This window comes from Pantoea sp. Ae19-2, assembly GCF_059801205.1.
In genome coordinates this window covers 1,020,849-1,039,936 of the sequence record NZ_JBCHWE010000001.1, presented here as the reverse complement: position 1 = coordinate 1,039,936, position 19,088 = coordinate 1,020,849, and the positions used below count along the sequence as shown (strand labels likewise).

Below are 19,088 nucleotides of genomic sequence, written 5' to 3'. Positions count from 1 at the left end.
GTTGCGCGTGCAGGGCAGCGCCAGCGTTATTCCAGCGGCATTTTTTGGGGATCGTCGTAGCGGTACTCAAAACCCAGCTCATGACAGATACGCGAACCGTCTATCAGCTTACCGCTGTCGTCACTCGCCTCGGCGGCGAAAGTCGGCGGCGTCATGCCGAGCTGGCGTGACACGCCGGGATAAAAGTGCGCGCGGGACGGATGTTTCAGAGAGCACAGGTTAAAGGTCCGGCCGCCCCTGGGCGTTTGCAGCAGCAGCATGATCGCTTCCACCACATCATCAAGGTGAACCAGATTGACCCCGTGGGAACCGTTGGGTAGCGCCTGCTTACCGGCCAAAAAACGTCCCGGATGACGCTTAGGCCCCACCAGCCCCGCCAGACGCAGAACATCCACGCTGGTACCGGGCAGATCGTGCAGCCAGTTTTCCAGATCCACCAGCGTTTTGCCCGCTGTGGTTTCCGGCTGCAGCAGGCTTTTTTCCGTTTTGATCCCCGAACTGCCGCCGTACACGGAGGTTGAGCTGGTGAAAATAATGCGCGGTACGCTATGGGCCAACGCCGTGTCTACCACGTTTTGTACCGCCTGAACGTAGGCGTCCCCGCCCTCTGCCGTGCGACTGGCGGGTAAGGTAACGACCAGGGCGTCAACGTCGAACAGCACATCCAGATCTTCAGCATCGCAGATAAGGTCGGGCGTCAGTTCCAGTTGAAACGCGTCTAACCCGCAGCGACGGGCCGCTTCAACGCCATCCGGCGTGGTTTTGCTGCCGGTCACCTGCCAGCCTCGGGCGCTCAACGCCATGGCTAACGGCATGCCCAGCCAACCCAGTCCTACTATTGCGACCTTTTTCATGTTGTCTCCTGCTGCAGACTCAAAGATTCTCCCATCTTAAGCTCCCCCTGAGTTGCAAACCAGTTCAAAGTGTTTCGGCGCTTTGCGAATATCAACATTAAAAAAGAGTTGCCAATTTCAACTATCTTCGTTAGGTTAATTCCACACAAATGAATAAGATTTCATTAATCGAGAATTTTATGACACGCGTTCAGTTCAACCATCATCACCACCATCACCCTGACTAGTCTTTCAGGCGATGTGTGCTGGAAGACGTCTAGGATCTTCCAGTGGTGCGAACGCAAGAGAACCCCCGGAAGATCGTCTTCCGGGGGTTTTTTTATGGGCTGACGCAAATCAATCATTCAGGACAGGTCAATCAAGGGGACAGGAACGATGTTAGACAATAGCCGTTTACGCATAGCTATGCAGAAATCAGGTCGATTAAGCGATGATTCACGCGAGCTCCTGGCGCGCTGTGGTATCAAAATTAATCTTCAGCAACAGCGTCTGATCGCCTTTGCGGAAAATATGCCTATTGATATCCTGCGGGTGCGCGACGACGATATTCCGGGACTGGTGATGGACGGCGTAGTGGATCTGGGCATTATCGGCGAGAACGTGCTGGAAGAAGAGATGCTGGACCGCCGCGCGCAGGGCGAAGACCCGCGTTACTTCACGCTACGTCGCCTGGATTTTGGCGGCTGCCGCCTGTCGCTTGCAATGCCGGTTGATGACGAATATACCGGCCCACAGTGCCTGAATAACGCCCGTATCGCCACCTCCTATCCTCACCTGTTAAAGCAGTACCTCGACAAGCAAGGCATCAATTTTAAATCCTGTTTATTAAACGGCTCGGTCGAAGTGGCCCCGCGTGCCGGTCTGGCCGACGCCATCTGTGATCTGGTGTCCACCGGCGCGACGCTGGAAGCGAACGGCCTGCGCGAAGTCGAAGTCATCTATCGCTCGAAAGCCGTGCTGATTCAGCGCGACGGCGAGATGCCAGCGGCCAAGCAGGAGCTGATTGATAAAATGATGACCCGTATTCAGGGCGTGATTAAAGCGCGCGAATCCAAATACATCATGCTGCACGCGCCGAGTGAGCGTCTGGAAGACGTGATCAGCCTGTTGCCTGGCGCCGAGCGCCCTACCGTTCTGCCGCTGGCGGGCGATGTCAGCCGCGTGGCGATGCACATGGTAAGCAGTGAAACGCTGTTCTGGGAAACCATGGAAAAACTCAAAGCGCTGGGTGCCAGTTCAATTCTGGTGTTGCCAATCGAAAAAATGCTGGAGTAAACGATGAGCAGAATCATGACGCCCGTGAACTGGGAAGCCTGCAGCAGCGAGGCGCAGCAGGCGCTGTTGGCACGCCCTGCGCTCGCCTCGTCTGAGAGCATCAGCCAGATCGTGCGCGATGTGTTGGTCAGAGTGAAAGAGGAAGGCGATGCGGCTTTACGAGAATTCAGCGCGCGCTTTGACAAGATTGAAACAGACGACCTGCGCGTTACGCCACAGCAGATGCAGGCGGCCAGCGATCGCCTTGGTGACGAGCTGAAACAGGCGATGGCCGTGGCCATTGGCAATATTGAAACCTTTCACCGTGCGCAGATCCTGCCGCCGGTGGATGTGGAAACGCAGCCCGGCGTGCGCTGTCAGCAAATTACGCGCCCGATGAAATCGGTGGGTTTGTATATTCCGGGCGGTTCTGCCCCGCTGTTTTCTACCGTTCTAATGCTGGCTACCCCGGCGCGGATTGCGGGCTGTGGTCGCGTGGTACTCTGCTCGCCCCCGCCGATTGCTGATGAAATTCTCTACGCGGCCAAACTTTGCGGTGTGGAAGAAGTGTTCCAGGTGGGTGGATCACAGGCGATTGCCGCCCTGGCCTTTGGCACCGAAAGCATCCCTAAGGTAGATAAAATTTTTGGTCCGGGCAACGCGTGGGTTACCGAAGCCAAACGTCAGGTCAGCCAGTGCCTTGATGGCGCGGCGATTGATATGCCCGCTGGCCCGTCGGAAGTGCTGGTGATTGCCGATGAAGGTGCCACACCGGCCTTCGTTGCCTCTGATCTGCTGTCGCAGGCGGAACACGGCCCTGACTCGCAGGTGATTTTACTGACGCCTTCGCTGGCGCTGGCCGAGCGCGTCGCCGAGGCGGTGGAGGATCAGTTGGCCCAGTTGCCACGTGCGGCGACAGCCCGCCAGGCACTGGAAAGCAGCCGCCTGATCGTCGCCCGGGATATGCAGCAATGCATTGCGATCTCCAACCGCTATGGTCCGGAGCACCTGATTCTGCAAACCCGCAAGCCACGGGATCTGGTGGAACAGATTACCAGCGCCGGTTCGGTTTTCCTGGGCGACTGGTCACCGGAATCCGCAGGAGATTATGCTTCGGGCACCAACCACGTGCTGCCGACCTATGGCTACACCGCGACATGCTCCAGCCTGGGCCTGGCCGACTTTCAGAAACGCATGACGGTACAGGAGCTGACGCCGCAGGGCTTCCTGAACCTGGCGGCGACCATCGAAACCCTGGCGGCCGCTGAACAGCTGCACGCCCACAAAAATGCCGTCACGTTGCGCGTTGCCGCACTCAAGGAGCAAGCATGAGTCAGGAAATTGAACAGCTGGCACGCGCCAACGTGCGTGCGCTGACGCCCTATCAGTCAGCTCGCCGCCTGGGGGGCAATGGCGATGTCTGGCTGAATGCCAACGAATTCCCGCTGCCGGTGCCCTTCGAGCTGTCGCAGCAAACCCTGAATCGCTACCCGGAGTGTCAGCCGAAACAGGTTATCACCCGCTATGCGGCCTATGCCGGGCTTACGCCAGAGCAGGTACTGGTCAGCCGTGGCGCAGATGAAGGCATTGAGCTGCTGATGCGTGCCTTCTGCGAGCCGGGCAAAGATGCCATTCTTTTCTGCCCGCCGACCTACGGCATGTACAGCGTCAGTGCCGAAACCATCGGCATTGAATACCGTACCGTTCCGGCGCGGGAAGACTGGCAGTTAAACCTGCCCGCCATCGCCGAACAGCTGGACGGCGTGAAAGTCGTCTATATGTGCAGCCCGAATAATCCCACCGGTAACCTGATCGACCAGGACGCTATCCGTCAGCTGCTGGCTATGACCGCCGGAAAAGCCTTGGTGGTGGCGGATGAAGCCTATATTGAATTCTGTCCCGAGGCGACGCTGGCGGGCTGGTTAAAGGATTACCCGCACCTGGTGATCCTGCGTACGTTATCAAAAGCCTTCGCGCTGGCGGGCCTGCGCTGTGGCTTTACGCTGGCCAATAAGACGGTTATCGATCTGCTGATGAAAGTTATTGCGCCCTATCCGCTTGCCACCCCGGTCGCCGACGTGGCAGGCCAGGCACTGAGCGAAGAAGGCATTGCCCTGATGCGTCAGCACGTAGCCGAGCTGAATGCCAATCGCAGCTGGCTGTTTGAGCAGTTACCGCGGATTCGCGCGGTCGAGCAGGTATTTCCCAGCGAAACCAACTATATTTTGGTGCGCTTTACTGACTCGCCCAGGGTATTTAAAACCTTGTGGGATCAGGGCATTATTTTGCGTGACCAAAACAAGAACCCCGGCCTTGCAGGCTGTCTGCGTATCTCTGTAGGAACCCGAACAGAGTGCGAGCGCCTGATCGCCGCGCTGCAAGCCTTATCTCTGGAGTAAGCATGAGTCAGAAGACCCTTTTTATTGACCGCGACGGCACGATTATCTCTGAACCTCCGCAGGATTTTCAGGTAGATCGGATGGATAAGCTGGCGTTCGAACCTGATGTTGTCCCCGCCTTACTGGCATTACAGGACGCGGGCTATCAGCTGGTCATGATCACCAATCAGGACGGCCTGGGCACGGACAGTTTTCCTCAGGCCGATTTTGATGGCCCGCATAATCTGATGATGCAGATTCTGGCTTCCCAGGGCATTCGCTTTAGCGATATTTTGATCTGTCCCCATAAGCCAGAAGATGACTGCGACTGCCGCAAGCCAAAAACCAAAATGGTGGAAGCCTGGCTGGCAGAGGGCGCTCTCGACACGGCTCAGAGCTATGTGATTGGCGACCGTCAGACCGATATTCAGCTGGCCGAGAATATGGGCATTCAGGGTATTCGCTATGGTGCAGAAGGTCAGGACTGGAAGGCCATTCAGCAGCAGCTGACGCAACGCGATCGTTACGCACTGGTGCAGCGCAACACCAAAGAAACCCAGGTTCGCGTTGAACTGTGGCTGGATCGCGAAGGCGGCAGCAAGATTAACACCGGTGTGGGCTTCTTTGACCACATGCTGGATCAGATTGCGGTGCACGGCGGCTTTCGTATGAATATCGAAGTGAAAGGCGATCTGTATATCGACGACCACCACACGGTTGAAGATACCGGTCTGGCGCTGGGCGAGGCATTGCTGAAAGCCCTTGGCGACAAGCGCGGCATTGGCCGTTTTGGTTTTGTGCTGCCAATGGACGAGTGCCTGGCGCGCTGCGCGCTGGATATCTCTGGTCGTCCACATATCGAATTCAAAGCCGAATTCAGCTACCAGCGCGTGGGCGATCTCAGCACGGAGATGGTGGAACATTTCTTCAGTTCGCTGTCCTACGCCATGATGAGTACCCTGCATCTCAAGACGAAAGGTAAAAACGACCATCACCGCGTAGAGAGCTTGTTTAAAGCCTTTGGCCGCACGCTGCGCCAGGCCATTCGCGTTGAGGGAAATACCCTGCCGAGCTCGAAAGGAGTGCTCTGATGAACGTGGTGATCCTGGATACGGGCTGTGCCAACCTGTCGTCGGTAAAATGGGCTGTTGAGCGTCTGGGCTACGCGCCGGAAGTCAGCCGTCATCCTGACGTGGTGCTGCGCGCCGATAAGCTGTTTTTGCCGGGCGTGGGAACCGCGCAGGCCGCGATGAACCAGCTGCTGGAGCGCGAGCTGATTGAGCTGGTCAAGGCCTGTACGCAACCGGTATTGGGTATTTGTCTGGGTATGCAACTGCTGGGCAGCCACAGTGAAGAGAACGGTGGCGTGCCGACGCTGGGCATTATCGACCATCCTGTCTCGCTGATGGATACACAGGGATTACCGCTTCCCCACATGGGCTGGAACCAGATTACCGCTCAGGCGGGCAATCATCTGTTTCGCGGCATTGACGAAGGCAGCTATTTCTATTTCGTCCACAGCTATGCCATGCCGGTGAATGCCAGCACGATTGCCCAGTGCCACTATGGCCAGGCCTTTACCGCCGCAGTGCAGAAAGATAACTTCTTTGGCGTGCAGTTCCACCCGGAACGCTCTGGCAAAGTGGGCGCACAGTTGCTGAAAAACTTCCTGGAGATGTGATGATTATCCCCGCTTTAGATTTAATCGATGGCAAGGTCGTGCGCCTCCATCAGGGTGATTATGCGCAACAGCGTGATTACGGCAGCGATCCGCTGCCCCGGTTGCAGGACTACGCCGGCCAGGGGGCAACGGTATTGCACCTTGTTGATCTGACCGGTGCCAAAGATCCGGCTAAACGCCAGATTGCCTTACTGAAGAAGTTGCTCAACGGCGTTGAGGCGGTCGTGCAGGTTGGCGGCGGTATCCGTAACCGGGATGACGTAAAAGCGTTGCTGGATGCCGGTGCCAGCCGGGTGGTGGTCGGTTCGACCGCCGTCAAACAGCCTGAGGAAGTCAAAGCCTGGTTTAACGAATTTGGCCCGGACGCCATCGTGCTGGCGCTGGACGTCCGCATTGATGCGGCGAACCGCAAAGAGGTCGCCATCAGCGGCTGGCAGGAAGCGTCCGGTATCACGCTGGAAGAGGTCATCGAACAGTTTCAGCCCGTTGGCCTGAAGCATGTTCTGTGCACAGATATTTCCCGTGACGGTACGCTCAGCGGTTCTAACGTCGACCTGTATAAAGAAGTGACCGCACGTTTTCCGCAGATCGCGTTTCAGTCTTCGGGCGGTATTGGTGAACTCAGTGATATTGCCGCCTTACGCGGTAGCGGCGTTCAGGGCGTGATTGTCGGACGTGCGCTGCTGGAAGGTAAATTTACAGTTTCGGAGGCAATAGCATGCTGGCAAAACGGATAATTCCCTGTCTTGATGTACGCGACGGTCAGGTGGTTAAGGGCGTTCAGTTTCGCAACCATGAAATTATTGGCGACATCGTGCCGCTGGCGCAGCGCTATGCGGAAGAAGGTGCCGATGAACTGGTGTTTTATGATATCACCGCCTCTTCGGACGACCGCGTCGTAGACAAAAGCTGGGTTTCACGCGTGGCGGAGGTTATCGACATTCCTTTCTGTGTAGCCGGCGGCATTAAAACCCCGGAAGATGCGGCCCGGATTCTGGAGTTTGGCGCGGATAAAATCTCCATTAACTCCCCTGCTCTGGCCGATCCTTCGTTGATTACCCGCCTGGCTGACCGCTTTGGCGTGCAGTGCATTGTGGTGGGCATTGATACCTGGTTCGATGATGCCAGCGGTAAATATCACGTTAACCAGTATACGGGCGATGAATCCCGGACGCGCGTCACCCAATGGGAAACGCTGGACTGGGTACAGGAAGTGCAAAAGCTGGGCGCAGGCGAGATTGTCCTGAATATGATGAATCAGGACGGCGTACGCAACGGCTATGACCTAATGCAGCTCAAGAAAGTCCGTGACGTGTGCAAGGTGCCGCTGATTGCTTCTGGCGGAGCCGGTACCATGGCCCACTTCCTTGAGGCCTTTGAGCAGGCCAACGTTGACGGTGCCCTTGCGGCCTCGGTGTTTCACAAACAGATTATTAATATCGGCGAGCTGAAACGCTTTCTGATCGACAACGGTGTGGAGATTCGCGCGTGTTAACTGAACAACAGCTGTCCCGGTTAGACTGGGAAAAGACCCAAAGCATGATGCCGGTTATCGTCCAGCACAACGTGTCGGGTGAAGTTCTGATGCACGGTTATATGAATCAGGATGCGCTGAATAAAACCCTGCAGGACGGTAACGTGACGTTTTTCTCACGCACCAAAAACCGCTTGTGGACCAAGGGTGAAACCTCAGGCCACTTTTTGCAGGTCGTCAGCATCACGCCGGACTGCGACAACGATACGTTGCTGGTGCTGGCAAACCCGATTGGCCCAACCTGCCACTTAGGCACCTCCAGCTGCTTCTCGCCTGCTGCACCGGACTGGACGTTCCTGTATCAGCTGGAACAACTGCTGGCCTCGCGCAAAAGTGCCGATCCGGACAGCTCTTACACCGCGAAACTCTATGCCAGCGGCACCAAGCGCATCGCGCAGAAAGTCGGTGAAGAAGGCGTGGAGACCGCACTGGCGGCGACGGTGAACGATCGCGAAGAGCTGACTAACGAAGCCTCGGATCTGATCTATCATCTGCTGGTTCTGCTGCAGGACCAGGATTTAGATCTCAGCAAGATCATCAGTAATCTGCGCGCCCGTCATAAATAACGGTGCAATATACTGCTCAGAATTCCACTTTTATGCGGATTCTGAGCAGTATCCTTCTCAAAAAATTAATTAAACGCTATTATTGAGCATAATGTTGCTCAACAGGAGTTGTCATGCTCACACTCCAGCTGTTTATTAAGGGCCGCTGGCATGATGCTGCCCAGCTCAATATCCAACATCCCCACCAGGGACGTGAAAGTCCCGCTTTACTCGCCTATAACTTTGACTACGCTGTTGAATATCTTGATCGGAATGATTATGCCAGCTGCAGTCTGAATTACCCGGTCATGCTTATTGGCAGCTATGCGGCTCGTCCGTGGTTTACCTTTCTGGATGACATTATGCCTGCAGGTGCCAGTAGACGTTACTGGATTCAGCAGCTTGGGTTACAGGGAAAGTCTGCCGCTGAGCAGGATTTCTGGTTGCTGAAATCTGGCACAATTGCACCAGTGGGAAACCAGCGCATCAAAGAGTCGATACCCGCGTTACCCGCGCAAAGTCAGCTACGTGACCGACGTTTTCCGTCTGAATGGGCCATCGAACGTGACAGTGATTTTCTGGCGTACGCTCAGCAAATGGGTGCAGCCAGCGGTGGAGCGACCGGGGCTGGCGGTGAAGCGCCAAAACTCTTATTGCGCTATACGCCACAGGATGAGGTATGGATAGATACTTGGCAGGACGATGTACACAATCAGGATGCGCATTATCTGGTGAAGTATCCGCGCGGTGCGCGCAGCGCGATCGATTGCGACATACTTCGCGCCGAATACCACTACTATCATGAATTAGCGTCGATGGGTTTCGACACCATTCCCTGTGAAAAAATGAAGTTGTGTGAAGGTAGCCGTTATCCTTCCTTATGGTTACCCCGCTTTGATGTATCTTACATCGCGGGCGAAAAAGTGATGTATGGTCTGGAATCTGTCTATTCAATAATGCGAAAACCGCCAGGCAGCTATCTCAATCATTTTGAGGTAATTAGCACGCTGATTACACACCTTAATCCTGACAGACGCGCGCAAGAGGCGTTCGTCATTGAGTGGGTAAAACGTGACATGCTGAATATTGCGTTTGGCAATTCTGATAATCATGGTCGTAACAGCGCGATTCTGAAAAAGGACACCGGCATGTGGCTTGCACCCATCTATGATTTTGCGCCGATGAAAGCGGATCCTGAAGGCGTGGTACGCACGACGCAATGGGGGGCGCCTTTTGAGGAGGGGGGACAATATCAATGGCAACAGATTGCTGCCGCATTGGATGACCTGGTGCCATCGGACAGATTACTGGCTGAGCTGGCCGTACTGGCCCGACAGCTTATCGGACTCAAAGAGCGTCTGCTTCAGCGAGGTATACCAGCATCGATTCTGACTATGCCGGCTCTTGGCTTTGATTATCTGGATCAGCGTATTGAAGGCTGGCAACTATGAAGAAAACGCTGTCACCGTTTGAACGCGAGGCAATGCTGCTAAACCTTCTTCAGCAGTTTCTTGAAGAAAAATTGTCACAGGGTGAACTCCTGATGCAGCTTCGCAAAAACGTGCTGGGATTTTCACAGGAACGCTATGCAGCGCTGGCAGGGATTAGCCGCCGGACACTATCAGATATCGAGCAGGACAGAGAAAATACGACCCTGAGTACGCTCAACCGGGCCTTAAGACCGCTGGGTCTGAAAACTGGCGTGCTACCGCGTCAACCACATATGCTGCAGACACTGATGCTGCAACTCACTGCTCAGGGAGAGAACCGTGACTACTCATGAAAAATTAATTGCCCTACTCGACCAAAATCGCGCACGTTATCGCCTGATGCAGCACGAAGCGACCGGCAAATGTGAAGCGGTGGCAACGATTCGTGGCACGGAAATCGGTCAGGGTGCAAAGGCGTTGGTGTGCCATGTGAAAGGCAATGGGATCAAACAGCATGTTCTGGCGGTACTGCCCGCCGACCAGCAGGCCGATCTCAGTAAAGTGGCCTTAGCGGTGGGAGGACGTCGGGCATCCCTTGCCTCACCTGCGGGGGTCGATGCGCTGACGGGCTGTGTATTTGGTGCGATTCCCCCGTTCAGTTTTCATCCTGATTTGCTGCCGATAGTCGATCCGCTGCTGTTTGAACGTTACGATGAGATTGCGTTTAATGCGGGCGTGCTGGACCACTCAGTGATCCTGAACATCCAGGATTACCGTGCACTTTGTGGGGCTAACACTGTGAAAATCATCCTCTAATTGCCATCACCCCGGTCGAAAGGTACTCTGCGTGATACAACATTACGACAACAGAAGATCTGAACTATGGCAATGAAAACCCTCAAAATTCGCCTGCGCGCTGCGCTTGCACTGGCCGTGCTTGCTGGTTGCGCATTCGGCGCACAGGCAAAAATCGAACAGGTCCGCTTCGCCGTCGATCCCACCTATCCGCCTTTCGAATCAAAAACCCCGCAGGGCAAACTGGTAGGGTTCGATATCGACTTAGGCAACGCCCTGTGTGCGCAAATGCAGGCGAAGTGCGTGTGGGTGGAAAGTCAGTTCGACGGCATGATCCCGGCACTTAAAGCCCGTAAATTCGATGCCATCCTGTCTGACATGGGCATTACAGAAGAGCGTTTGAAGCAAATAGACTTTACCCAGCCGCTTTACGATACCCACGCTCAGCTTATCGCACGCAAAGGGTCTGGCCTGTTACCGACGCCAGAGTCGCTGAAAGGGAAAACGGTGGGCGTTGAACAGGGCACGGTGCAGGAACGTTATGCCCGCGCAAAATGGCAGCCGCATGGCGTGACTGTGGTGCCTTACGGCGATCAGGCTCAGGTGGAAAGCGATTTAGTGGCCGGACGCCTTGACGCGGTCTTTACCGACGCGGCGCAGGCCGCCAATGGTTTTCTGAAACAGCCGCAGGGCAAAGATTTTGCGCTGGCAGGCCCGATTGTTCAGGATCCGATTATTGGACCGGGCACGGCGATTGGTCTGCGTAAAGGGGATGCCGAGCTGAAGACCGCGCTGGATACAGCCTTTGATGAAATTAAGAAAAATGGCACCTTTGATAAAATTCAGAAGCGCTATTTCTCAACCGATATTTCGATTCAGAAGTAACGTCACGGTGGGCTTTTTCGCTCTCCTGCCTGTGCAGGGCTATACTCAATGACTTTATGGGCGGCCCTTGTCGCCCTGAACCGACAAAAGGACATTAACACGGTATGTACCAACAACATCACCCCTTGTTAAGCGCCTCTCTCGGCACCCAGCGTGAAATTATCAGTTTTCATTTTGGCGATGACGCTACGCGACAGGTTTATATCCAGGCTGCCTTACATGGCGATGAAATACCTGGCATGGCGGTTGCGTGGTACCTGAAACAACGTCTGCAAACGCTGGAGTCAGCCGGACGGTTAAAAGCCTCTTTCACCCTGATCCCGGTTTCAAATCCTCTTGCGTTAGGCCAGCACTGGCATGGCACCCATTTGGGACGCTTCCATACGCAGACTGGACAAGACTTTAACCGTAAGTTTCCATCACTCGGCACCACGCTGGCTAACGATCTGGCTGGCGTACTGACGCCAAACGAAACCCAAAACAAGCGACTGATTCGTGATGCAATCGATCGCTACTACCGCGATACCGTACCGAAAACGGAGCTGGAAGCGCAGCGGTTCACGCTCATGCGCATGGCGAGCCAGGCGGATTTAATGATCGATCTACACTGCGACTGGGAAGCCCTGCCGCACCTCTATACCACACCGCACGCATGGCCTGCGGTCGAACCGCTGGCACGCTGGTTAGGTAGTGAAGTTCAGCTGCTGGCACAAGTTTCCGGCGGGGAGCCATTTGATGAAGCCTGTTGTGAGCCCTGGCTGACGCTGGCAGAACGTTTTGCCGAACAGTTCCCCATGCCGCAGGGTTTATTACCCGTAACCCTTGAACTCCGTGGCGTACGTGACGTGTCGCCAGAGCAGGCGGAACAGGATGCCGATGCGATTATCAGCGCGCTACAGGAATCGGGCTACATTACCGCCGATGAGGCGGCCGTTTCTGTCGAGGTCGCGGCACCGGTGATTGGCGGCGATGAGCTGGTATCCGTCGCCAGCGGAGGCGAAGATTTAGTCGGCGTTGATGAGAGCGGTACCGGGCTCGGCGCTCCGGGTCTTGCTCAGGTTGCCGATGAAAGCAGGATTATTAAGCAGCGTCACACCGAGGGTACATCCGCCTCATCACCTGCGCTGAAAAATCCGCCCACCCCGCTTGCCGGTTGCGAATACGTTCACTCGCCCGTCTCGGGACTGATCCTGCATCGCAAACCGCTGGGCGCCCTTATCAGGCCGGGTGAAGTGGTCGCGGAGATTGTCGATCCGGTAACGGACCATATCACGCCACTGGTGGCGGAGTCTGGCGGGATACTTTATGCCCGGCACTGGGCCAGATTTGCCACGGCAGGAATGTTGGTGTTGAGGCTGGCGGGAGAGAAGTCGGTGCGGAGTGGGGATTTGTTGGTGGGGTAAAAAAAGGCTTCCCGAGGGAAGCCTTATAGCGCTTTGATGTCAGATGATCAATCTAACCACTCAGTGTGGAACACACCGTCTTTATCAATACGCTTATAGGTGTGGGCACCAAAATAGTCACGTTGTGCCTGGATCAGATTAGCGGGCAGAACCTCTGAGCGATAGCTGTCATAGTAAGCAATCGCAGCTGAGAAGGTTGGCGTTGGAATCCCGTTCTGTACGGCATAAGCCACAACATCGCGCAGCGCCTGTTGGTACTGGTCAGCAATATCTTTGAAGTAAGGCGCCAGCAACAGGTTAGCAATACCTGCATTCTCTGCATACGCATCCGTAATTTTCTGCAGGAATTGCGCACGGATAATACAGCCCGCACGGAAAATCTTCGCGATTTCACCATACTGCAGCTCCCAGTTGTTCTCGTCTGATGCGGCACGCAGCTGTGAGAAGCCCTGTGCATAAGAAACGATTTTACCCAGGTACAAAGCACGACGGACCTTTTCAATAAATTCAGCTTTATCACCAGTAAAGGCTTTAGCCTGAGGACCGCTCAGAACTTTTGAGGCAGCAACACGCTGAGTCTTCAGAGAAGAGAGATAGCGTGCAAACACCGATTCGGTAATCAACGACAGCGGCTCACCGAGATCCAGAGAACTCTGGCTGGTCCATTTCCCTGTACCTTTATTGGCCGCTTCATCAAGAATGACATCCACCAGGTAGTGACCCTCTTCATCTTTCTTAGTGAAGATGTCCTTGGTGATATCGATCAGATAACTACTCAGTTCACCGTTGTTCCACTCGGTAAAGGTTTCTGCCAGTTCTTCGTTATTCAGACCGAGCGCACCTTTCAGCAGAGCATAAGCCTCAGCAATCAGCTGCATGTCGCCATATTCGATACCGTTGTGGACCATCTTAACGTAGTGACCCGCACCATCCGGACCGATATAGGAAACGCAAGCATCGCCGTCTTCAGCACGTGCAGCGATCTTATCGAGGATTGGCGCAACCAGCTCATACGCTTCTTTCTGGCCACCAGGCATGATAGATGGGCCTTTCAAGGCACCCTCCTCACCACCGGAAACACCAGTGCCGATGAAGTTGAAACCCTGATCAGAAAGCTCTTTATTGCGACGAATGGTATCTTTGTAGAAGGTATTACCACCATCAATCAGGATATCGCCTTTATCAAGATGCGGGGTGAGTGAGGCGATAGTCTTGTCAGTCGCTTCACCTGCTTGCACCATAAGCAGAATGCGGCGTGGTTTTTCCAGTGAATCAACAAACTCTTCAACGGTGTAGAACGGCGCAAGCTTCTTACCTGGATTCTCAGCAATCACTTCATCGGTCTTCTCCCGCGAGCGGTTGAAGACAGAAACGGTGTAACCGCGGCTCTCAATGTTAAGAGCCAGGTTGCGGCCCATGACTGCCATACCGACAACACCGATTTGTTGCTTGGACATTTTTTACTCCTGTCTGAAGGGTCACATCACACACAACTGTGTATGAACAAAAGTGAGGGACATGTTAACTCACTCTGGTTCAAAAGAGGTAGTGATTGATGCGATTTAGAAAACACAAAAGGTTATTAAAACCCCATAGATTTATAGACTTAAGAGTTAGTTAAGCCCTTGTAAGTTCGATCAAAGGTAAGATTAGCTATCACTTAGGCAGTGAGAGTTGCACAAGCGTAAGAGTATGTAAAAATAACCATATAAATAGTATATAAAAAAACCAAACAGTATTGGTGGAGTTGGTGAATTTATGCGGAAAAGCGTATAGTTATGGAGATTTAGCATAAAAGGTGAAACCTAGACAAACATGAGAATGCCAACTGCATTACAGAAAGTTCTTACTAGTTTTCATTTAAATTTATGCGTATAAATTATTTTATGATTGCTTGACAATCACCTCAACTTGCTGTTTTTTAAGGGAATTAAAATGCGAATGGCATGCGCCAACTTTTAAAAATAGCCCAAAAACTGCAGCATAAGCTTTTGTTGTAGCAAAGCTTTTGAAAAAAAAATTTGAAGACTTCAACCTAGTGCACTGGTAGCTGTAAAGCCTGGGGCGGTAGCGTGCCTTCAAGAAACCAATAAAATCAGTAGGCTACAACGATACCAAATCAAACGGTCACCCTAATGCTTGATACGTATGATCATCTCTTTCTTATTCCAATGAAAGACGTAGATATTGAATTGATAAATAAAGTGAGTGATCTATATTGCGAAAAGTCAAGAAGATTGAGCTTTCTTATCAGCCTACCTAACAAAAAAAGTGCTGATTTTTGTAGATCGTTTTTCGACAAAAATGAAAACGTGCTCATTATTCATCCAGATTCTCAACTTGACAGAACCGCTCACTGGAAGTTTTTAGTCGATAACGCAACAAGAAACTTTAACTTTAAGACATTTTCGTTCTACTTTTGTGGAGATGATTTATTACTTGAGAACTTTCCTTCTCTAGAAATGGACAGTGATTTATATATAAATGACTATTTCATAAATAGTTGGATGAAATTAAAAGAAAATACTTCTGAAAAAGAATTAAATATTAAATCCGCAGAGCAGATTATAAAAACAAACTTTATTAAAGGCAGACCGCTCCTTGCGCCCTTACAAAAAATAATATTCTCTAAAAAGACTATCCATAAGATATATTTCAAAGAAAAGTATGGTTATGTTAGCGACCAATTAATGATATATAACTTAATGGAATCAGGTTTTAAAATTAAATTTATAAAATCACCTTTTTACAAATTAAACGAGAAAAAAAGAGCCTATTTAAATACGCTCAGCATCTTTGAAATAATCAAGCAACAAGTATACTTATATAGAAAAATAAAATGCTATGTCGGTATTCCAATGATTGTACTCAGGACTATCGTTAAATTCTGCATAATCGACAACTTAAAGAAACATATACCATGAAAAAACTGATTGTTGACATTGATATGACCCTGACAAAAGGTAAAGGTGAAAATGGATATGAAGATGCCATTGTCAACAGGGACTTGCTAGAAAAAATCAGAGAATACAAGGCCCTGGGTTTTACTATAGTCTTAAACACAAGTAGAAATATGAATTCGTTTAATAACAATGTAGGGCTTATTAACAAGAATACATTACCGGTTATCATTAAGTGGTTAGAAGAAAATGAGATACCTTACGACGAAATCTATGTCGGAAAACCATGGTGCGGTCATGAAGGATTCTATATAGATGATAAGGCTGTTCGCCCGAGTGAATTTATTAATATGTCTTATGATGAGATAATTGAGCTGCTAAGGAAAGAAAAATGATTATCATATTATCAGCTCAGTATGTTGATCAGGATCTACGTGCCGAGTTTGGACAACTCCCCCCAGCTTTTCTTCCCGTAGGAAATAAAAGACTATACACTTATCAAATAAAACACATCCGTGAAGAAAGTAAAGATGAGAAGATATTTTTAACGCTACCCAAGAGTTATAATATGTCTTCATGGGATGAAAAGGTTTTATCCGAATTATCTGTGGAAATAATTCGTATTGATGAAAATTTTTCTCTTGGTCAAAGCATTGCTTTTAGCTTGGCTTCGAGTTGTAGTGCCGAAGATGAGCACGTTGTTATTTATTACGGTGATACCTTATTACGTTCACCTTTAAATATTGATGAAAAAAATAAAGATGTTATATTTACTGCACACTCAGACTTCAATTATTCATGGATGGTCATGAATAATGCGTTTGAAAGTAATGAATCCGTATTTTGCGGCATTTTGGCTATATCTAAACCACAACTGTTAATCCGCAACTTAATAAGCTCTAAATTTGAACTCGCAGAAAGTTTGGTAAAATATCACGAAACAACACCTTTTAGCCAACAATATCGCGAAGACTGGCTCGATTTCGGTCATCTAAATACTTTTTATGACTCCAAGACAATTGTTTCTACAGCAAGAGCGTTCAATGAACTGACTATAAACAAGTATTACGTAGAAAAACGCTCGGCTAAGAAAGGAAAGCTTCAGGCGGAAGCTAATTGGTTTAGTAAAATCCCAGAAGAAATGGCTTATTACGCTCCGATGCTGATAAGTCATGGTGATGAAAACGAAGTTTATAAATATAAGCTTGAATACCTTTATTCTCCTACTCTCACCGAATTATTTGTTTATGGTAACCATCCCAAGGCTATCTGGGCTCACATCATAACGTCTTGCTTTAACTTTATAGAAAAATGTTATGAAATTCCTGCGAGTTCTGTTAATGAAGATTTCTACACATCATTAGTATCTAAGAATGAAGACCGCCTTGACGAATTTACTAAAGACAATCCTCGCTACAAAAAGATCATTCAAGACTCTGAAGGAAATAAGTTTGAGCTTAAAAAAATGCTTTATGAGATGCATGATCTAATTAGTAAAGAATCAAAAAGTACTTTCATCCATGGTGATTTTTGTTTCAGTAATATTTTGTACGATTTCAAGAAAAACGACATTAAAGTTATTGATCCCAGAGGAATCGACTTTAATGGGATAATAAGTATCTATGGTGACATTCGTTATGATCTTGCTAAAATATTACACTCAGCAATTGGTAAATACGATTACATAATTTCTGACAGGTTTATTGTTAATGATGATGGTGTAACACTTGAATTAACTATCCCTGATAGCAGCGCTGATCTTAGCGATTTAGTAAAAAAACAATTCGAAAAATCAGCTTTTTCTTATAAAGAAATTCTCGCGATTACGACAACATTGTTCTTATCAATGTTACCTTTACATTATGACAGGCCGGATCGGCAGGCAGCATTTGTAGCAACAGCTATAAATCTTTATAAGGAAGTAAAACAATGATCATTATTCCTATGGCTGGCCTCAGCAGCCGTTTCTTCAAAGCAGGCTATACTCAACCTAAGTACAAACTTGAAGCTCATGGAAAAACTCTATTTGAATGGTCAGTCAAAACATTTGAAGATTACTATGACTCCGAAAAATTTATATTTATTTGTCGCGATGTCTACGACACGCCCTCCTTCGTGGCTTCTGAAATAAATAAAATTGGTATCAAAGATTTTGAAATCGTAGTTTTGAGCTCTGAAACTCGCGGCCAGGCTGAAACGGTTTTTTTAAGTTTAGACAAAGTGCCGAATGATCTACCTTTTGTAGTTTTTAACATCGATACCTACGAAAAAGAATTTAAATTTTTTGAGACTCAAAATGATGCTTATTTGGAAGTCTTTAAAGGTGAAGGTGAACACTGGTCTTTTGCCCTCCCCGACGGCAACACATCAAAAGTACTGAAAACGACGGAAAAAGTACGCATTTCAGATCTGTGCTCAAACGGAGTATACGGTTTTAAAAGTAAAGAGATTTATATTAATGCGTATATCGAAATGCAACGTGAAAGTATGGGTGAACTCTATATAGCTCCAATGTTTAACTTTATCATTGATAAGAAAATGAGCGTTCACTATAAATTGACGTCTATTGAGAAACATATCTTTATGGGCACACCTACGGAATATACTGATTTTTTGGGCACTGATAATGTTTAAACTGGCGTTGAAAGATATATTTGATGGATTCAAGAAGTATCAGTTTTGGAGCTATATGGCATGGCAGGAGATTGTCATTCGCTATCGCAGAAGTATTTTGGGACCATTTTGGATCACTGCAAGCACAGCTATATATGTTATTTCAATATCAACAGTATTTTCAACACTATTCAATCAAGATATAAAGCATTATTTGCTATATATGTCACTTGGTATCCTCGTTTGGAATTACATCAACCAAACCATTATTGAATCCGCCGATTCTTTCATTGCCTGCGCAGGATTTATAAAACAAATAAAAATTGAAAGAAGCGTTTTTATTTACCAATCTGTTGCAAGGAACTTTTACTTTTTCTTGCATAATGCCATTATATTGGTCATATGTTTAATTTTTTTCGACAGTACATTGACTTTCTACACCATTGGTAAGGCGTTGTTTGGATTATGTATTCTAACGTTTAATATTTTCTTTATGTCTCTAACACTCGCATGCGTATGTACACGATTCATGGACCTGCGCCAGATAGTTGCATCTATTCTGCAAATAGGTTTTTTAGTTACTCCTGTTATGTGGATACCGACTGAGTCAATGCGAACCAAAGCATATCTTTTAGAATGGAACCCTATTTATCATTTTATTGATTTTATAAGGTACTCGTTGCTACCCGCAGACTTCCCTCCGGCAGTTATGCATCCTAGCATTAAATATATATTGGTTTTTACAATTATTAATGTGATTGTCAGCTTTTACACTTTCAGCTGTTCTCGCAAGAAAATATCTTATTGGGTTTAATC

The 19,088-nt window shown here is 49.6% G+C and carries 21 protein-coding genes and 1 other annotated feature; of the genes, 19 read left to right on the top strand and 2 right to left on the bottom strand.

Annotated features, from left to right (window positions below; all coding sequences use genetic code 11):
- Window positions 1-26: 26 nt before the first annotated feature.
- Complete coding sequence (locus AAIE03_RS04825) at window positions 27-854, bottom strand: SDR family oxidoreductase (RefSeq protein WP_013026345.1); 828 nt, start codon at window positions 852-854, stop codon at window positions 27-29.
- A 179-nt stretch (window positions 855-1,033) separates the two neighbouring features.
- Here AAIE03_RS04825 and hisL point away from each other — a divergent pair, with 179 nt between their 5' ends.
- The 14 genes from hisL to AAIE03_RS04755 all read left to right on the top strand — a co-directional run bounded on the left by hisL (window position 1,034) and on the right by AAIE03_RS04755 (window position 12,759).
- Entirely contained in the window at window positions 1,034-1,081 is a 48-nt protein-coding gene (gene hisL / locus AAIE03_RS04820) for a his operon leader peptide (RefSeq protein ID WP_100396937.1), read from the top strand.
- Window positions 1,057-1,177, top strand: a sequence feature (His leader region). Its footprint overlaps the gene before it by 25 nt.
- Window positions 1,178-1,229: 52 nt before the next feature.
- Window positions 1,230-2,129, top strand: a complete 900-nt coding sequence (gene hisG, locus AAIE03_RS04815) for an ATP phosphoribosyltransferase (RefSeq protein ID WP_013026346.1) — start codon at window positions 1,230-1,232, stop codon at window positions 2,127-2,129.
- Window positions 2,130-2,132: 3 nt separating this feature from the next.
- Entirely contained in the window at window positions 2,133-3,440 is a 1,308-nt protein-coding gene (hisD, locus tag AAIE03_RS04810; RefSeq protein WP_498562828.1) for a histidinol dehydrogenase, read from the top strand.
- The gene (gene hisC / locus AAIE03_RS04805; RefSeq protein WP_013026348.1) at window positions 3,437-4,507 is read left to right on the top strand and encodes a histidinol-phosphate transaminase; all 1,071 of its coding nucleotides are present in this window, start codon (window positions 3,437-3,439) and stop codon (window positions 4,505-4,507) included. Before hisD ends, hisC begins: the two co-directional genes overlap by 4 nt.
- Before the next feature lie 2 nt (window positions 4,508-4,509).
- Window positions 4,510-5,577, top strand: coding sequence for a bifunctional histidinol-phosphatase/imidazoleglycerol-phosphate dehydratase HisB (gene hisB, locus AAIE03_RS04800; protein ID WP_014594058.1), 1,068 nt, complete (start codon window positions 4,510-4,512; stop codon window positions 5,575-5,577).
- A complete protein-coding gene (gene hisH / locus AAIE03_RS04795) occupies window positions 5,577-6,167 on the top strand; it encodes an imidazole glycerol phosphate synthase subunit HisH (protein WP_013026351.1) in 591 nt (196 codons plus the stop codon). The genes hisB and hisH overlap by 1 nt, the downstream gene beginning before the upstream one ends.
- A complete protein-coding gene (hisA, locus tag AAIE03_RS04790) occupies window positions 6,167-6,904 on the top strand; it encodes a 1-(5-phosphoribosyl)-5-[(5-phosphoribosylamino)methylideneamino]imidazole-4-carboxamide isomerase (RefSeq protein ID WP_014594060.1) in 738 nt (245 codons plus the stop codon). Before hisH ends, hisA begins: the two co-directional genes overlap by 1 nt.
- A complete protein-coding gene (hisF, locus tag AAIE03_RS04785; protein WP_145032513.1) occupies window positions 6,886-7,662 on the top strand; it encodes an imidazole glycerol phosphate synthase subunit HisF in 777 nt (258 codons plus the stop codon). Before hisA ends, hisF begins: the two co-directional genes overlap by 19 nt.
- Window positions 7,656-8,267 (top strand): bifunctional phosphoribosyl-AMP cyclohydrolase/phosphoribosyl-ATP diphosphatase HisIE, encoded by a 612-nt coding sequence (gene hisIE / locus AAIE03_RS04780; RefSeq protein ID WP_145032510.1) that lies wholly within the window; start codon window positions 7,656-7,658, stop codon window positions 8,265-8,267. The genes hisF and hisIE overlap by 7 nt, the downstream gene beginning before the upstream one ends.
- A gap of 113 nt (window positions 8,268-8,380) precedes the next feature.
- Window positions 8,381-9,697 (top strand): type II toxin-antitoxin system HipA family toxin, encoded by a 1,317-nt coding sequence (locus tag AAIE03_RS04775; protein WP_014594062.1) that lies wholly within the window; start codon window positions 8,381-8,383, stop codon window positions 9,695-9,697.
- Window positions 9,694-10,029: a helix-turn-helix domain-containing protein gene (locus tag AAIE03_RS04770; protein ID WP_013026356.1), complete on the top strand. Its 336-nt coding sequence runs from the start codon at window positions 9,694-9,696 to the stop codon at window positions 10,027-10,029. Before AAIE03_RS04775 ends, AAIE03_RS04770 begins: the two co-directional genes overlap by 4 nt.
- Entirely contained in the window at window positions 10,016-10,492 is a 477-nt protein-coding gene (locus tag AAIE03_RS04765) for a YbaK/prolyl-tRNA synthetase associated domain-containing protein (RefSeq protein WP_498562827.1), read from the top strand. The genes AAIE03_RS04770 and AAIE03_RS04765 overlap by 14 nt, the downstream gene beginning before the upstream one ends.
- A 66-nt stretch (window positions 10,493-10,558) precedes the next feature.
- Window positions 10,559-11,356 carry an ABC transporter substrate-binding protein gene (locus AAIE03_RS04760; protein ID WP_028715320.1) on the top strand — a complete coding sequence of 266 codons (798 nt, stop codon included), beginning with the start codon at window positions 10,559-10,561 and terminating at the stop codon, window positions 11,354-11,356.
- A gap of 104 nt (window positions 11,357-11,460) precedes the next feature.
- On the top strand, window positions 11,461-12,759 hold the full coding sequence (locus tag AAIE03_RS04755; RefSeq protein ID WP_014594065.1) for a succinylglutamate desuccinylase/aspartoacylase family protein: 1,299 nt from the start codon (window positions 11,461-11,463) through the stop codon (window positions 12,757-12,759).
- Window positions 12,760-12,806: 47 nt separating this feature from the next.
- Here AAIE03_RS04755 and gnd read toward each other — a convergent pair whose 3' ends face one another.
- Window positions 12,807-14,216: an NADP-dependent phosphogluconate dehydrogenase gene (gnd, locus tag AAIE03_RS04750; RefSeq protein ID WP_014594066.1), complete on the bottom strand. Its 1,410-nt coding sequence runs from the start codon at window positions 14,214-14,216 to the stop codon at window positions 12,807-12,809.
- A gap of 678 nt (window positions 14,217-14,894) precedes the next feature.
- Between gnd and AAIE03_RS04745 the strand changes: the two genes are divergently transcribed.
- From AAIE03_RS04745 to AAIE03_RS04725, 5 genes are read left to right on the top strand one after another with little or no spacing between them, the layout of a single operon-like run.
- Complete coding sequence (locus AAIE03_RS04745; protein ID WP_014594067.1) at window positions 14,895-15,683, top strand: hypothetical protein; 789 nt, start codon at window positions 14,895-14,897, stop codon at window positions 15,681-15,683.
- Complete coding sequence (locus AAIE03_RS04740) at window positions 15,680-16,054, top strand: HAD family hydrolase (protein WP_024471924.1); 375 nt, start codon at window positions 15,680-15,682, stop codon at window positions 16,052-16,054. Before AAIE03_RS04745 ends, AAIE03_RS04740 begins: the two co-directional genes overlap by 4 nt.
- A complete protein-coding gene (locus tag AAIE03_RS04735; protein ID WP_014594068.1) occupies window positions 16,051-17,592 on the top strand; it encodes a protein kinase family protein in 1,542 nt (513 codons plus the stop codon). The genes AAIE03_RS04740 and AAIE03_RS04735 overlap by 4 nt, the downstream gene beginning before the upstream one ends.
- Window positions 17,589-18,293: a glycosyltransferase family 2 protein gene (locus tag AAIE03_RS04730; RefSeq protein WP_014594069.1), complete on the top strand. Its 705-nt coding sequence runs from the start codon at window positions 17,589-17,591 to the stop codon at window positions 18,291-18,293. The genes AAIE03_RS04735 and AAIE03_RS04730 overlap by 4 nt, the downstream gene beginning before the upstream one ends.
- The gene (locus tag AAIE03_RS04725; RefSeq protein ID WP_014594070.1) at window positions 18,286-19,086 is read left to right on the top strand and encodes an ABC transporter permease; all 801 of its coding nucleotides are present in this window, start codon (window positions 18,286-18,288) and stop codon (window positions 19,084-19,086) included. Before AAIE03_RS04730 ends, AAIE03_RS04725 begins: the two co-directional genes overlap by 8 nt.
- The last annotated feature ends 2 nt before the right edge of the window (window positions 19,087-19,088 follow it).